The sequence below is a fragment of the Streptomyces sp. NPDC005811 genome (assembly GCF_040630405.1).
GTDB lineage: Bacteria > Actinomycetota > Actinomycetes > Streptomycetales > Streptomycetaceae > Streptomyces.
In genome coordinates, this window is sequence record NZ_JBEXXK010000010.1 from 81679 (window position 1) to 95089 (window position 13411).

Sequence of the window (13411 nt, forward strand, 5' to 3'; positions counted from 1 at the left end):
TCGGTCCGGCAGCGGTGGCTAGTTGGCCCGGGCGGGCTTGGCCGCGACGGCCTCGCCGACCACGGTCACGACGCCGTCCAGGTTGACCATGCGGGAGAGCTCGGCCTGGTCGATGTCGGTGCCGAAGGCCCGCTCCAGCTGGGAGAGGATCTCGATGGCGCCCATCGAGTCGGCCTCGTGGTCCTCCTTGAAGCGGCTGGTGTCGGTCATGTCGTCCGGCTCGATCTCCAGGATGTCGCAGATGATCTCCTTGATCCTGGCGCGGTCCCCGGCGGTGAGTTCCTTCGTTGTCGTCATGCCAACGATGCTGGCGGACCGCGCTGATCCCTCACTGACGCGTCGCTGACCACACGCTGACAGGCTCTGCCCCAAGGTTCTGGGGGTCGGGGGACGGCCCGAGGAACGGCTGGAGTTCGGGAAGCTCGGCCCGATGCCCGACCAGCCATTCCCAGTAGCCGGGCACCGTGCGGGCGTACGCGCAGTAGTAGGCGCGGACCGCGTCCACGAGGCGGCGCAGCGTCTCCTCGGTGACCGCGCCGCGCCGCCAGACCAGGAGCATCTCGACCAGCTCGGTGTCGGGCAGCGGACGCAGGCGTACGTCGGCGGTGGCACCGGAGGGCGTGGCCAGGGCCGCGGCTCCCCGGTCACGCACCCATGTCATCGCCTCGCGCTGGGTACTGACCTGATGCACCACCGAGCCGGGGCCCGCCCGGCCCAGCCGGTCGAGCAGCCGTTCCTCGACGGCGTGCAGCCAGTGGTGCTGCGAATAGCGCACCCAGGCTCCCCCGGACCGGTCGCCGCGCGCGGGCAGAGCGAGCCAGACGGGCTCACGGACGACGACGGTGCTGCCGAGGGCGGGATCGGCCATGTCGGCCGCGGGCCCGGACAGCAGGACGAGGCCCGGCACCAGGGCCACCGAGAGCGCGCCGCGGCGCACGCCCGCCACCGCGGCGGCGGGCGGGAGGGTCTCGGTGGCCACGGTGGTGCCGGGCAGCACTTCCTGCAGGGCGTCGCCGAGGGCGGGCGGGGTCCATTCGGTGTTGCCCAGGCGCAGTCGGCCGGCGGTGGCACAGCTCGCCTGGGCGATGATCTCGTCGGCACGCCTCACCAGATCGCCGAACAACGGGATCAGCCGCTCCCCGAGAAGGGTCGGCGTGACACCGTTCCGGGAGCGCACGAACAGGTCCCCGCCGACGGCCCTTTCGATGCGCTTGAGCTGGGCGGTGAGGCTCGGCTGGGGGAGATTCAGTTCGCTCGCCCCGCGGGAAATACTCCCGGCTTTGCTTATGGTGACGACGATCCGCGCATGTCTCAGTTCGATGTCCATGAGCCGCCTTACATCCCCGATGTGGATATACGGACTCCACTGGCGATCCACGTTAACCGCGACGCGGGGAACAGGCAGCTTTCTTTCGCCGTTTATCAGTATTCCGTCAGCAGGACTTCAGCGGTGGGCGAGAACCTGCCGTGGTTCACCGAGTCTGTCGTCCTGTTCCAGAATCGCCTGATAGGCGCGGTGCAGTGCACGGCCCGGTTCGAGACCCATGTCGTCGGCGAGCCTGCGGCGCGCACGATGAAACACGTCGAGGGCTTCGGCCTGCCGCCCCGCGTGATAGAGCGCCAGCATCAACAGCTCGCTCAGCCGCTCGCGTTCGGGATGGTCGGCGGCCGTCCCACGCAGTTCCGGCAGGGAGATCCGGTGCGGGTCCACCGCCAGCCGCGCGGTGATCAGATCCTCGTACGCGGTGATCCGCTGCTCCTCCAGATCAGCCGCCGCGATCCGCACCCGAAGGCCGTCGTGGGCGTCGCCCAGGGCGGGACCGCGCCAGAGGGACAGCGCCTCCTCCAGCGCGACCACGGCCAGGACCGGGTCGGCGGTCACCAGGTCGGCACCACTGCGCGCCTGCTCACGGAAGCGGTGGGCGTCCACCGAGCCGGCCGGGACGTCGAGCTGGTACCCGCCGCCCACCGTGCGGATCAGCTCGTCCCCGCGCCGGCCCGTGATCGACCCCAGATACTTGCGCAGCCGGCCGACGCTGGCCTGCAGCGCGTTGCGCGCGTTGGTGAGGGTGCGGCCCGCCCACAGCTCGTCCTCGAGCTGGTCCGCCAGGATCGTGCGGCCCGGCGAGAGCGCGAGCAGGGCGAGGATCGCCGTCGGACGCTTCGACACCACGGCGTGCTGTCGGCTGCCGTACCCCACAGAAACAGAACCGAGAACCTGTATGTCCACTGAGAACGCCCCCGTATTCGTCGGTTGGAGGGCCCAAATATCGCCCGTGTCCACCGGTAGGGGGAAATACCATTCACACCGCCCGCGAGCAGCGTGATGGTATGGTCCGGCACCCCTTGCCGCGCGCGCGTCGCCTCGGCATAATGCCGAACCTCACTGACGGTTCGCTGACGCCGCGGGATCCCGGCCGCCGAACCGATTCCACCGGCGTGTTTCAGCGCTCGCTTAACAACCTGTCGTGCTCCTCGGCCGATTCCTAGGCTCCTCCCGTGTACGGGAAGTCGGTCAGCGAACAGGAGTCACTTCATGCTCAACAGACTTGTGATTGTCGGCGGCGGAACAGCGGGCTGGATGACGGCCTCGTACTTCAAGGCGGCCTTCGGGGACCGGATCGACGTCACGCTGGTGGAGTCCGGCAACGTCGGCACGGTCGGCGTCGGCGAGGCGACCTTCAGCGACATCCGGCACTTCTTCGAGTTCCTCGGGCTCAAGGAGAAGGACTGGATGCCGGCCTGCAACGCGACGTACAAACTCGCGGTCCGGTTCGAGAACTGGCGCGAGCAGGGCCACTCCTTCTACCACCCGTTCGAGCAGATGCGATCCGTCAACGGCTTCCCGCTGACCGACTGGTGGCTGCGCGCCGGCCCCACGGACCGGTTCGACAGGGACTGCTTCGTGATGCCCTCCGTCATCGACGCCGGGCTCAGCCCGCGCCACCTGGACGGCACGCTGATCGACCAGCCCTTCGACGAGGGCGCGGACGAGATGCAGGGCCTGACGATGTCCGAGCACCAGGGCAAGACGCAGTTCCCCTACGCCTACCAGTTCGAGGCGGCGCTGCTCGCCAAGTACCTGACGGCGTACGCGGTGGAGCGCGGCGTCACACACATCACGGACGACGTCCAGAAGGTCAACCTGGACGAGCGCGGCTGGATCTCCGGTGTCACCACGGCCGGGCACGGCGACATCGAGGGCGACCTGTTCGTCGACTGCACCGGCTTCCGCGCACTGCTCCTGAACAAGGCCCTGGAGGTGCCGTTCGTCTCCTACGCCGACACCCTCCCCAACGACAGCGCGGTCGCCCTCCAGGTCCCGCTGGACATGGAGGCACGCGGCATCCTGCCGTGCACCACCGCCACCGCCCAGGACGCCGGCTGGATCTGGACCATTCCGCTGATGGGCCGCATCGGCACCGGCTATGTGTACGCCAAGGACTATCTGTCCCCCGAGGAGGCCGAGCGCACCCTGCGCGAGTTCGTCGGCCCGGCCGCGGCGGACGTCGAGGCCAACCACATCCGCATGCGCATCGGCCGCAGCGAGAACTCCTGGGTCAACAACTGCGTCGCGATCGGCCTGTCCAGCGGCTTCGTCGAGCCCCTGGAGTCCACCGGCATCTTCTTCATCCACCACGCCATCGAGCAGCTCGCCAAGAACTTCCCCGACGAGTCCTGGAACCCGGTCCAGCGGCAGCTCTACAACGACTCGATCGCCCATGTCATGGACGGCGTACGGGAGTTCCTCGTCCTGCACTACGTCGCCGCGAAGCGCAACGACACGCAGTACTGGCGCGACGCCAAGACCCGGCGCGTCCCGGACGGGCTGGCCGCCCGCATCGAGACGTGGAAGACCCAGCTCCCCGACACGGAGACGGTGTTCCCCTACTACCACGGCCTCCCCCCCTACTCCTACATGTGCATCCTGCTCGGCATGGGCGGCATCGACCTGCGGCCCTCCCCGGCCCTCGCGCTGTCCGACCCGGGCCCGGCGGAGCGGGAGTTCGCGGCGATCCGCGAGAAGACACGCCGACTGACCGAGACGCTGCCGAAGGCGTACGACTACTTCGCCGCGCAGCACTGACCGGCCGGAAGGTGCTGCGCAATGGACTCCCTGCAACCGCTCGGCCACGCCGCGCACCTGGCGGCGCTGCTCGCCGTGGTGCTGCTGCTCGCCCGCGCGGGCCGGGGCGTGGCGCGCCGGATGCGCCAGCCCGAAGTGATCGGCGAGATCGTGATCGGGCTGCTCTCCGGGCCCGTCGTGCTCCGCCTGCTCGGCCAGGACACGTTCGACGCGGTCCTGCCCGGCTCCGCCCTGGACACGCTGAAACTCGTCGCCAAGGCCGGGCTCGTCCTGTTCCTCGTCGGACTGGCCCATGAACTGCGCGCCCGTTCCGGCGCCGAGCGGCGTTCCACCCTCTGGCTGGCGGCCGGCTCGCTGGTCCCGCCGCTGTTCGCGGGCACCCTGCTCGCCGGGTTCGTGGTGCTCGAGGACGACCCCGCGGTGCGCGGCGACGCCCCGCTCCCCGCGTTCGTGCTGATGGTCGCCGTCACGCTGTCCATCACGGCCGTACCGGTGCTGGCCCGCATCCTCGCCGACCGCGGTCTCAGCACCACCTCGGCCGGACGGCTCGCGCTGGCCGCGGCCGTCGTGATCGACTCGGTGGGCTGGCTGCTGTGCACGCTCGCGATCAGCCTGAACACCGGAAGCGTGACGGGTTTCCTGCACTCCGTCGTCGGCATCGGGTTCGGTGCGGCGGGCGCGCTCGCCGTGCGGTACGCGGTGCGGACGCCGGCCGCGGGCCGGGCGTGCGCGCGCCGGCCACGGACCGCCACCGCGGTGCTCGGCGCGGCGGCGCTCGCCGTGGCACTGACGGTGGAGCACCTCGGTATGACCGCGATCCTCGGCGCCGCCCTGGTGGGTCTCGCGATCCCGACGGACGAGGACACCCCGTGGACTCCGGTCGTGGCGGACCTGACCCGGGCCGGACGGGCGCTCGTCCCCGCGTTCTTCGTCGTCACCGGAATCACCGTGCTCGACAAGGCCTTCTCCCAGCTCTCCTGGACGCTGCTCGTGACGACCCTCGTGCTCGCCTGCGCGGGCAAGGGGATCGGCGGCTACCTGGGAGCGCGTCTGGGCGGTCAGCCTCGCGGGGCGTCCCGCCGGATCGCGGTGCTGATGAACACGCGCGGGCTCACCGAACTGATCGTGCTCCAGGCCGGCTTCAGCGCGGGGATCCTCACCGCTCCCCTGGTGCTCGCGCTGACCCTGATGGCGGTCACCACCACCGCCGCGACGGGTCCGCTGCTCGGCCTCCTCGACCGCGGCGGGAGCGGCCCCGAGCCCGCTCCCGCCGTCGAACCGGTCGCCGCGGCGGCAGAGAGCGGTGCCCGATGAACCGGTCCACCGTCCGGACGACGGCGGCCACGGCCACCCCGTCCGACGACTTCCGCACGATGATGAGCAGTTTCCCCACGGGGGTCGCCGTGATCGCCGCGGAGGACCTCGACGGCACCCCGCGCGGCATGACGTGCTCGTCGGTGTGCAGCGTCGCACTCGACCCGCCGACCCTCCTGGTGTGCCTCCGGGACGGCAGCCCCACACTCCAGGCCGTCCTCGCCTCGGGCGAGTTCACCGTGAATCTGCTCCACGAGAACGCCCGGAGCGTCGCCGAGCTGTTCGCCTCCGGGGACCCCGAACGGTTCCGGGTCACCCACTGGGAGCGGACGGCCGACTCCGCGGGACCGCATCTCCCCCGGCACGCGCACACGATCGCCGACTGCACCGTGGCCCTGACCCAGCGCGTGGGCGACCACGTGACGGTCTACGGACGCGTGCGGCACATCAGCCGGCCGAACGGACGGTCCCCGCTCCTGTACGGGCTGAGGCAGTTCACCGCCTGGCCCACGACCACCTGACCACCGGGTGCGGGGCGCGCCCTCCTCCCCGTCGACGCGCCCCGCACCCCCGACTCCGGCCCCACCTTCTCCACGCCTCTAAGGACACCCATGAACGGGACACAGGACCCGCATGCCCAGCCAGTCGTCCTCCTCGAATCCGTCAGCCGGCTCTACGGCGGACCGAAGAACCGGGTGACGGCACTCGACCACGTCAGCATCAGCCTGGAGAGGGGTACCTTCACCGCCGTCATGGGCCCCTCCGGATCGGGCAAATCCACGTTCCTGCACTGCGCCGCGGGCCTCGACCAGCCGACGTCCGGGTCCGTGCGCCTGGACGGGGTGGACCTCGCCTCACTGCGCGAGAAGGCCCTGACCAAGTTCCGCCGCAAGCGCATCGGCTTCGTCTTCCAGGCCTTCAACCTCCTTCCGGCGCTCAGCGTCGTGGACAACGTGACGCTGCCGCTGCGCCTGGCGGGCACCCGCCCCAAGAAGGCCGTCGTCGACGAGGTCCTCGAACAGGTCGGTCTGTCCGGCAAACGGCACAGCCGTCCCGGTGAGCTGTCCGGCGGCCAGCAACAGCGCGTCGCCATCGCGCGGGCGCTGGTCACCCAGCCCGCGGTGATCTTCGGGGACGAGCCGACCGGCGCCCTGGACACGCGCACCGCCGCCGAAGTGCTCACGCTGCTGCGGCAGGCGGTGGACGTGGTGGGACAGACGATCGTGATGGTCACGCACGACCCGGTGGCCGCCGCGTACGCGGACCGGGTCGTCTTCCTCGCCGACGGCCGGCTCATCGGCACGCTCGGCAGTCCGACCGTCGAGCAGGTCACGGAGCAGATGCAGCAACTGGGCACGTGGAGCGACCCGTTCGCGATCCGGCAGACGGAACACGGGGTGCCCCGATGATCCGGATCGCGCTGCGTACCCTGCGCTTCCACAAGGGCGGCTTCCTCGCCTCGTTCGTGGCCCTGTTCCTCGGCGCCGTCATCGTCATCGGCTCCGGCGGACTCCTCGAGACCGGTATCCACAACGCGGCGCCACCGCACCGGCTGGCCGCCGCGCCGATCGTCGTCACCGGCGACCAGCGCTATGCGTACACCCAGCAGGAGCTCGTCTTCCCCGAACGCCTCCACATGGACGCCACCTGGGCGGACAGGATCGCGAAGGTCCCCGGCGTCGAGGCGGCGGTGCGGGATCTGTCGTTCCCCGCGGCCCTCGCCGAAGGCGGCACGGTCACCGGTCACGGCTGGTCCTCCGCCGCGCTCTCCCCGTACCGGCTCACCGACGGCACGGCCCCCGGCACGGACGGCCAGATCGTCCTGGGCAAGGTCCTGGCGGACCGTACGGGGCTCAGCACCGGCGACCGGATCCAGCTCCTCGTCCACGGCACGGAGAAGAACTACCAGGTCTCCGGCCTCGCCACCGGTCCGGACGACGACGGTGACGTCTTCCTCGCGGACACCGAGGCCGCCGAGGTCGCGCACCGCGTCGGCACGACCGACAACATCGGCGTCTTCCCGGCCTCCGGCGCGAACACGCAGGAGGTCGCCGCCGCGGTCCGCGAGGTCGTCGACGGGTCACCGATCACCGTGCTGACCGGGGACAACCGCGGCCGCGCCGAGGACCCGGACGTCGTGGCCGACGGCAGCGACCTGATCCCCCTGGCCGCCGCCTTCGGCGGTCTGTCGGCGATGGTCACCGTGTTCGTCGTGGCCAGCACGCTCGGCCTCTCCATCCAGCAGCGGCAGCGCGAGATGGCGCTGCTGCGCACGATCGGCGCGACACCGGGGCAGCTGCGCCGCCTCATCCTCGGCGAGACCCTGTTCCTCGCGATCGTCGCCACCGGTCTCGCCACCGTCCCGGGCCCCCGCTTCGGACACTGGCTGCTGACCGCGTTCGCGGACGCGGGCGTCGTACCGGAGTCGATCGCGTACCGGGCCGGCTCCGTGCCGGTGATCGTCGGGGTGGGCACGGCGCTGCTCACCGCTGTCGGTTCGGCGTACATCGCGGCACAGGCCGCGGCGCGCACCCGGCCGACCGAGGCGCTGGCCGAGGCGACCCTGCAGCGCCGCTGGTTCAGCGCGTTCCGGCTGATCGTGGGACTGCTGTGCCTGGCCGGGGGCGCGGCCCTCGCCTGGGGCACCGCGGGCTCGGCGGGGCCGGACGCGGCCGGGGTCGCCACCCCGGCGGCGATGGTGTGGGCGGCGGCCTTCGGCCTCCTCGGACCCGTCGTCGTCCGCGCCATGGTGGCCGTGCTGCGCCGCCCCGTCGGCAAGGTGTCCGGGCTCGCCGGTGAACTCGCCGCGCACAACGCGCGGGCGCGCACGGCCCGCCTCGCGTCGGCCGTGATGCCGGTGATGCTGGCCAGCGGCCTGGCGGTCGGTCTGATCTACATGCAGACCACGCAGTCCGACGGCGCCCGGCAGGCGTTCGACGACAACCTGCGCGCGGACGTCGTCGTGACGTCGGCCTCCGGGGGGCTGCCGCTCGACCTCGTCGACACGGTCCGCAGGCAGCCGGGGGTGGCGGCGGCGTCCGCGCAGATCCCCACGACCGGCTACATCGAGCCGGACGAGCCGATGCGGCCGAGCGAGGGCGAGGACACCGGACCGCAGCCCACCGAGCTGTCGATGCAGGGAGTCACGTCCCAGGGCCTGGACCGCACGACCGCGTTCCACGCGGTGCGGGGCAGCCTCACCGCCCTGACCGGCGACTCCGTGGCCCTGCCGGTCACCTACGCCAAGGACCGTGAGCTCGGTGATCTGGTCCCGATGCGGCTCGGCGACGGCACCCAGGTCAAGCTGAAGCTGGTCGCCACGGTCGACGCCCGGCGCGGATACGAGACCGCGCTCGTCTCGGCGTCGGTGCTCGTCGGGCACACGGACGGCGGGCTCGTCCCGCAGATCCTGGTGAGCGCGGCCTCCGGCACGGACCCCGCCCGGCTGAGCGCCTCGCTGTCCGGGCTGGCGAAGGAACAGCCCGGCCTCCGGGTGACCGGACGGGAGGTCCTGGAGGCGGCGCAGGCCGACGCGGACGACACCCAGGCGTGGATGGCGTACCTGGTCCTCGGCGTCGTCGTCGGCTACGCCACCCTCGCCCTGATCAACACCCAGGTCCTCGCGACGACCGAGCGGCGCAAGGAGTTCATGCTGCAGCGTCTCATCGGGGCCACGCGCCGGCAGGTCCTGCAGATGATGACGGTCGAGGCGTCCCTGGTGGCCCTGGCCGGCATCCTTCTCGGTCTCCTGGTCGCCGGGGCGACGCTGGTGCCGCTGAGCATGAGCGTCCTCGGCACCGCGCTGCCCGGCGGCTCACCGTGGATCCTCGTCGCGGTGGTGGCCGGAGCGACGGCGCTGACCCTGACGACGACCTTGCTGGCGGCGGGCGCGGTGCTGCGGGGCCGGCCCGGGGACATGGCGGGCATCAAGGAGTAGCGGGCCGACGAGGGTGCCGTGCGCCGACACGGCGCACGGCACCTTCGTCTTTAGAGGGGCGCGGGGAACTGCGCGAACGGCCCCACCGGCCCGCACCCGGCCCCCATCCGGCCCCCACCCGGCGACGAACCGGCTAGGCCGCGCGCCGCACCGTCGCGGCCCCCGCCCTGACCGTCGGTCCGGCCGGGCGAGGGGAGATGCCTTTGAGCAGGGCGACACCGAGCGGCGTGAGCGTGTGCAGCACCGTGTTGCGGATGCGGCGGGTCGTGATGAGGCCCGCCCGGCGCAGGATGGCGGTGTGCTGGCTGGCGCCGGCCGCCGAGATGCCCAGCCGGTCGGCCAGTTGGCTGGTGGTGCAACTGCTGCGCAGGGCGTGCAGCGCGGCGGCCCGGGTCTGCCCCACCAGGGCGCCGAGCGACTGGCCGCTGTCGTCCGGCTCGTCCCACAGCCCGGCCGCCTGGTGCGTGTCGGGCGGCGCGGCGAAGGCGAGCACGACCGGGCCGTTCTCGGCGAGGCGGCGGGTGACCCGGCCCGGCCGGTGGGCCAGGAACACGGACGGGGTGAGCACCAGACCACGCCCGTCGAGGCGGATGTCCTCGTCGGGGCCGTCGTGGATCTCCAGGACCGGAGCACGCCAGGTGATCTTCGAGTGCAGGGTGGTCAGCAGCAGTTCCACCCCGCCGGCCATCAGCACCCTGCCGCGGGCCTCGCACTCGGCCTCCAGATAGCCCCGTACATGCTCCCAGTACGGTGCCACGGCGACCCGCCACACCATCGACAGATCGGCGGCCGCCGGGTGGAAGGGCGGTCCGGATGCCGCCCGGCGGGCGTCGGTGCCGACCGAGCGGCCACTGCGCTCGATGAGGTCGATCAGCCCGTCGAGGCCAGGGGCGGCACTGCCGCCGGTCAGCGGGAGCGGACACCGAGCCAGCCGTTCCCCGACCTGGCTGCGCCAGCGGGCGAACGGCGCTCCGACGCCGCGCCCCAGCAGCCCGTACGCGAAGGCGCTCTCCACGAGCGGGCCGGCGGTCGTCCGCAGCCGGACCCGGGCGAAGTCGGCAGGGGTGAAGTGGATTCGTTGCATGGTGATGCCCCCGTGGTCGCTGCTGACGGCAACCGCCGCTCAGGCCGACTTGCCGGTGAGGGAGATGAAGACGTCGTCGAGGGTGGGTCTGCGCAGAGCGAAGTCGGCGACGTCCACGCCTGCCAGGCGCAGCGCCGCCGCGGCGGCCTCGATGCTCCGCATGCCGTCGCCCAGGACGATCGACACGGTGCCGTCGGCGGGGTCCGCGGACGGCTCGCCGACGGCGACGCCGCGCAGCGCGTCGGCGGCCGCCGCCATGCTCTCCGGCCGGGTGAGGGACACTTCGAGCCGTTCCTCACCCGCCGTGCGCTTGAGTTCCTCCGGGGTGCCCTCGGCGATGACCCGCCCGGTGTCGATGACCGCGATCCGGTCGGCGAGGACGTCGGCCTCCTCCAGGTACTGGGTGGTCAGGAGCACGGTCACACCATCGGCGACCAGCTCCTGCACCGCGGCCCACAGCCGGGACCTGCTGACCGGGTCGAGACCCGTGGTCGGCTCGTCGAGGAAGAGGACGGACGGCCTCGCCACCAGGCAGGCCGCCAGGTCGAGGCGGCGCCGCATACCGCCCGAGTACGTGCGCGCCGGGCGGTCGGCGGCGCCGGTCAGCTCGAACCCGTCGAGCAGCTCGGCGGCCCGGGCGCGCGCGGCACGCCGGCCCAGGTGGGTCAACGTGCCGATGAGGACGAGGTTCTCCCGTCCGGTGAGCATGTCGTCCACCGCGGCGTACTGTCCGGCGAGCCCGATGCGCCGCCGTACCTCGGCGGGCTGCCGCACCACGTCGTGACCGGCGACCCGGGCCCGGCCGCCGTCCGGTGCGAGCAGGGTCGTGAGCATTCTGACGGTGGTCGTCTTGCCGGCCCCGTTCGGGCCGAGCAGGCCGAGCACGGTTCCCGGTGGCACCGCCAGGTCGACTCCGCCGAGCGCTTGCCGTCGCTCGTACCGCTTGCACAGGCCCTCGGCCTCGATCGCCCATTCCACCGCTGCCACCGCCGCTCCTCCGCCCGACCCGGCCGGCTCGTCAGGCGGCCGGAGCGTCGGCGGCCGGGCCGCGCAGACTGCGCGGGCGGAGGTCGGTCCAGTGCTCCTCCACATAGGCGAGCGCGTCGTCGCGCGAGCTCTCGCCGAGGGCCACCGTCCAGCCGGCCGGGCACTCCGCGAAGGTGGGCCACAGGGAGTGCTGGCCCTCGTCGTTGACCAGTACCAGGAACGTTCCGGCCGGGTCGTCAAAGGGGTTCGCCACGTCGCACACTCCAGGTCGTGTCTGATTCGAAGGCCCGGTGTGCGTCCACCGGGCTCAACGAGGATCTCGACCTGCGCTGACGAAACGCTGACTGCTCACTGATGCGGGCCGCGCGCGGCGACGGGCGGGCGCGCCCGTCAGGCCACGAGCGACCTCGTCGCGGCGACGTCGCGCTTGCCGTTGGCGGTCACGACGATCTCCGGCACCGTGTGCACGGCCTCCGGCACCAGGGCCGAGGGCAGCACCGCCGCGAGGGCGGAGCGGACGGCGGTGGCCAGGGCGCCGGTGCCGGTGGCCGCCACGGGCCGTACGAACAGCTCCAGGGTGTCGACCGGGCCGCGCACGATGTCGAACACCGCGTCGGCGACACCCGGCACGGACAGCACGTGGTGGCGGAGTTCACCGAGTTCGATCCGGTGGCCGTTCACCTTCAACTGGTCGTCCCCGCGCCCGAGATGGAGCAGCGTGCCGTCGGCAAGCAGTTCCACCACGTCGCCCGTGCGGTAGGCGCGACCCGCCGGCCCGCCGAGGTCCGCCTCGTCGATGAACCGCTCACCGGACGGCTGCGGGCCCAGATAGCCGGCCGCGACCGCCCGGCCGGCGACGACCAGTTCGCCCGGACTGCCCTGCGGTACGGGGCGCAGCTGGTCGTCCACGACATAGGCCCGGGTGTTCCACGCGGGCCGGCCGATCGGCACGGTCGGCGTCGCGGGCAGCGTCGCACGGTCGAAGGGGAAGGCACAGCAGCCGACGGTGGTCTCGGTCGGACCGTAGTGGTTGACGAGGCGGACCCCGTCGAGGCGGTCGCCCAGGGAGGCGACGAGAGCCGGGTCGAGGCCCTCGCCGCCGAACATCAGCAGCCGCGTCACCCGGTCGTAGCGGGGCGGATGCGCGAGGACGTCGAAGAAGCGGGCGTGCGAGGGAGTCATCTTCACGAACGTGTACTTCTCGGGGCGCTCGCCGAACAGCGTCTTCTGGTCCCACAGCCCGGCGACGGTCACGACGGTGCGGCCCTGCGCGAGCGGGACCCACAGCGATGTCATCGCCAGGTCGAAGCCGAGGCTGCCGAACAGGGGGCTGCCGGTGCCCCCGGAGCCCACCAGCCCGCCGCACCAGGAGACGTAGTTGGCGAGCGAGGCGTGCGGCACCCGGACGCCCTTGGGGACGCCGGTCGAGCCGGAGGTGAACACGACGTACGCGATGTCCTCCGGGCCCGGCAGGGCGGCACTCCGGTCGGGTGCGTCGGCGTCCGGGAGGGCCGCGACGTCGATGAACGGCAGTGATCCGGCGGGCAGTTGGCCGACCGCTTCGGGGCCCGAGTGCAGCAGCGCGGTGGGAGCCGCGCCGGCGAGCACGGCGGCGGCGCGTTCGCCGGGGTGCTCGGGGTCGACGGGCACGTAGGCCGCGCCGAGCGCCATCACCGCGAGGGCTCCCGCCACGGTGTCCGGGGTACGCGCGGCCATCAGGGCCACCCGGTCCCCGGGGCCGACGCCCGCCTCCTCCAGGGCGGCGGCCACGACGAGCGCCCGGCGCCACAACTCCCGGTAGGTGAGCGCGCCTCGGGCCGACCGCACCGCCACGGCGTCGGGCCGGGTCCGCGCATGCCGTACGACCATATGGACGACGGAGGCCTCCGCGACGGGGCGCACCGCGCCGCGCACCAGGCTGGGGTGAGGTACATGGACCATGACGGGGACTCCTGGGTGGGGACGCGTCAGGGGCGTCGGCGCGGTCTTCCGGACGGTCGTC

Annotated in this window: 12 protein-coding genes; 5 read left to right on the forward strand and 7 right to left on the reverse strand. The window is 72.4% G+C overall.

What is annotated here, in order from left to right; genetic code table 11:
- Nucleotides 1-18: 18 nt before the first annotated feature.
- The 3 genes from ABZ490_RS13175 to ABZ490_RS13185 form a co-directional block, all read right to left on the reverse strand.
- The gene (locus ABZ490_RS13175) at nucleotides 19-297 is read right to left on the reverse strand and encodes an acyl carrier protein (RefSeq protein ID WP_358988637.1); all 279 of its coding nucleotides are present in this window, start codon (nucleotides 295-297) and stop codon (nucleotides 19-21) included.
- Nucleotides 298-328: 31 nt separating this feature from the next.
- A complete protein-coding gene (locus ABZ490_RS13180) occupies nucleotides 329-1327 on the reverse strand; it encodes a LysR family transcriptional regulator (RefSeq protein ID WP_358988639.1) in 999 nt (332 codons plus the stop codon).
- 117 nt (nucleotides 1328-1444) lie between these two features.
- On the reverse strand, nucleotides 1445-2170 hold the full coding sequence (locus ABZ490_RS13185; RefSeq protein ID WP_358988641.1) for an AfsR/SARP family transcriptional regulator: 726 nt from the start codon (nucleotides 2168-2170) through the stop codon (nucleotides 1445-1447).
- A gap of 366 nt (nucleotides 2171-2536) precedes the next feature.
- On the opposite strand from ABZ490_RS13185, the gene ABZ490_RS13190 reads away from it, so the two are divergent.
- From ABZ490_RS13190 to ABZ490_RS13210, 5 genes are all read left to right on the forward strand, one after another.
- A complete protein-coding gene (locus ABZ490_RS13190) occupies nucleotides 2537-4087 on the forward strand; it encodes a tryptophan halogenase family protein (RefSeq protein WP_358988643.1) in 1551 nt (516 codons plus the stop codon).
- 21 nt (nucleotides 4088-4108) lie between these two features.
- Entirely contained in the window at nucleotides 4109-5401 is a 1293-nt protein-coding gene (locus tag ABZ490_RS13195; protein WP_358988645.1) for a cation:proton antiporter, read from the forward strand.
- Entirely contained in the window at nucleotides 5398-5922 is a 525-nt protein-coding gene (locus ABZ490_RS13200) for a flavin reductase family protein (protein WP_358988647.1), read from the forward strand. Before ABZ490_RS13195 ends, ABZ490_RS13200 begins: the two co-directional genes overlap by 4 nt.
- 90 nt (nucleotides 5923-6012) lie before the next feature.
- A complete protein-coding gene (locus tag ABZ490_RS13205) occupies nucleotides 6013-6810 on the forward strand; it encodes an ABC transporter ATP-binding protein (protein WP_358988648.1) in 798 nt (265 codons plus the stop codon).
- Nucleotides 6807-9338, forward strand: a complete 2532-nt coding sequence (locus tag ABZ490_RS13210; protein ID WP_358988650.1) for an FtsX-like permease family protein — start codon at nucleotides 6807-6809, stop codon at nucleotides 9336-9338. The genes ABZ490_RS13205 and ABZ490_RS13210 overlap by 4 nt, the downstream gene beginning before the upstream one ends.
- A 133-nt stretch (nucleotides 9339-9471) precedes the next feature.
- Here the strand turns inward: ABZ490_RS13210 and ABZ490_RS13215 are convergent, their stop codons facing one another.
- The 4 genes from ABZ490_RS13215 to ABZ490_RS13230 form a co-directional block, all read right to left on the reverse strand.
- Nucleotides 9472-10422, reverse strand: coding sequence for a winged helix-turn-helix domain-containing protein (locus ABZ490_RS13215; RefSeq protein WP_358988652.1), 951 nt, complete (start codon nucleotides 10420-10422; stop codon nucleotides 9472-9474).
- 39 nt (nucleotides 10423-10461) lie between these two features.
- On the reverse strand, nucleotides 10462-11400 hold the full coding sequence (locus ABZ490_RS13220; RefSeq protein WP_358988842.1) for an ATP-binding cassette domain-containing protein: 939 nt from the start codon (nucleotides 11398-11400) through the stop codon (nucleotides 10462-10464).
- Between the two features lie 40 nt (nucleotides 11401-11440).
- Nucleotides 11441-11662, reverse strand: coding sequence for an MbtH family protein (locus ABZ490_RS13225; RefSeq protein WP_358988654.1), 222 nt, complete (start codon nucleotides 11660-11662; stop codon nucleotides 11441-11443).
- Nucleotides 11663-11799: 137 nt separating this feature from the next.
- Complete coding sequence (locus ABZ490_RS13230) at nucleotides 11800-13350, reverse strand: amino acid adenylation domain-containing protein (RefSeq protein ID WP_358988655.1); 1551 nt, start codon at nucleotides 13348-13350, stop codon at nucleotides 11800-11802.
- Between the last annotated feature and the right edge of the window lie 61 nt (nucleotides 13351-13411).

Excerpts from the sequence above, each read along its gene's own strand:
- ABZ490_RS13175 (WP_358988637.1), bottom strand. The coding sequence starts at position 297 with ATGACGACAACGAAGGAACTCACCGCCGGGGACCGCGCCAGGATCAAG.
- ABZ490_RS13195 (WP_358988645.1), top strand. The coding sequence starts at position 4,109 with ATGGACTCCCTGCAACCGCTCGGCCACGCCGCGCACCTGGCGGCGCTG.
- ABZ490_RS13190 (WP_358988643.1), top strand. The coding sequence starts at position 2,537 with ATGCTCAACAGACTTGTGATTGTCGGCGGCGGAACAGCGGGCTGGATG.
- ABZ490_RS13200 (WP_358988647.1), top strand. The coding sequence starts at position 5,398 with ATGAACCGGTCCACCGTCCGGACGACGGCGGCCACGGCCACCCCGTCC.
- ABZ490_RS13210 (WP_358988650.1), top strand. The coding sequence starts at position 6,807 with ATGATCCGGATCGCGCTGCGTACCCTGCGCTTCCACAAGGGCGGCTTC.
- ABZ490_RS13205 (WP_358988648.1), top strand. The coding sequence starts at position 6,013 with ATGAACGGGACACAGGACCCGCATGCCCAGCCAGTCGTCCTCCTCGAA.
- ABZ490_RS13215 (WP_358988652.1), bottom strand. The coding sequence starts at position 10,422 with ATGCAACGAATCCACTTCACCCCTGCCGACTTCGCCCGGGTCCGGCTG.
- ABZ490_RS13180 (WP_358988639.1), bottom strand. The coding sequence starts at position 1,327 with ATGGACATCGAACTGAGACATGCGCGGATCGTCGTCACCATAAGCAAA.
- ABZ490_RS13230 (WP_358988655.1), bottom strand. The coding sequence starts at position 13,350 with ATGGTCCATGTACCTCACCCCAGCCTGGTGCGCGGCGCGGTGCGCCCC.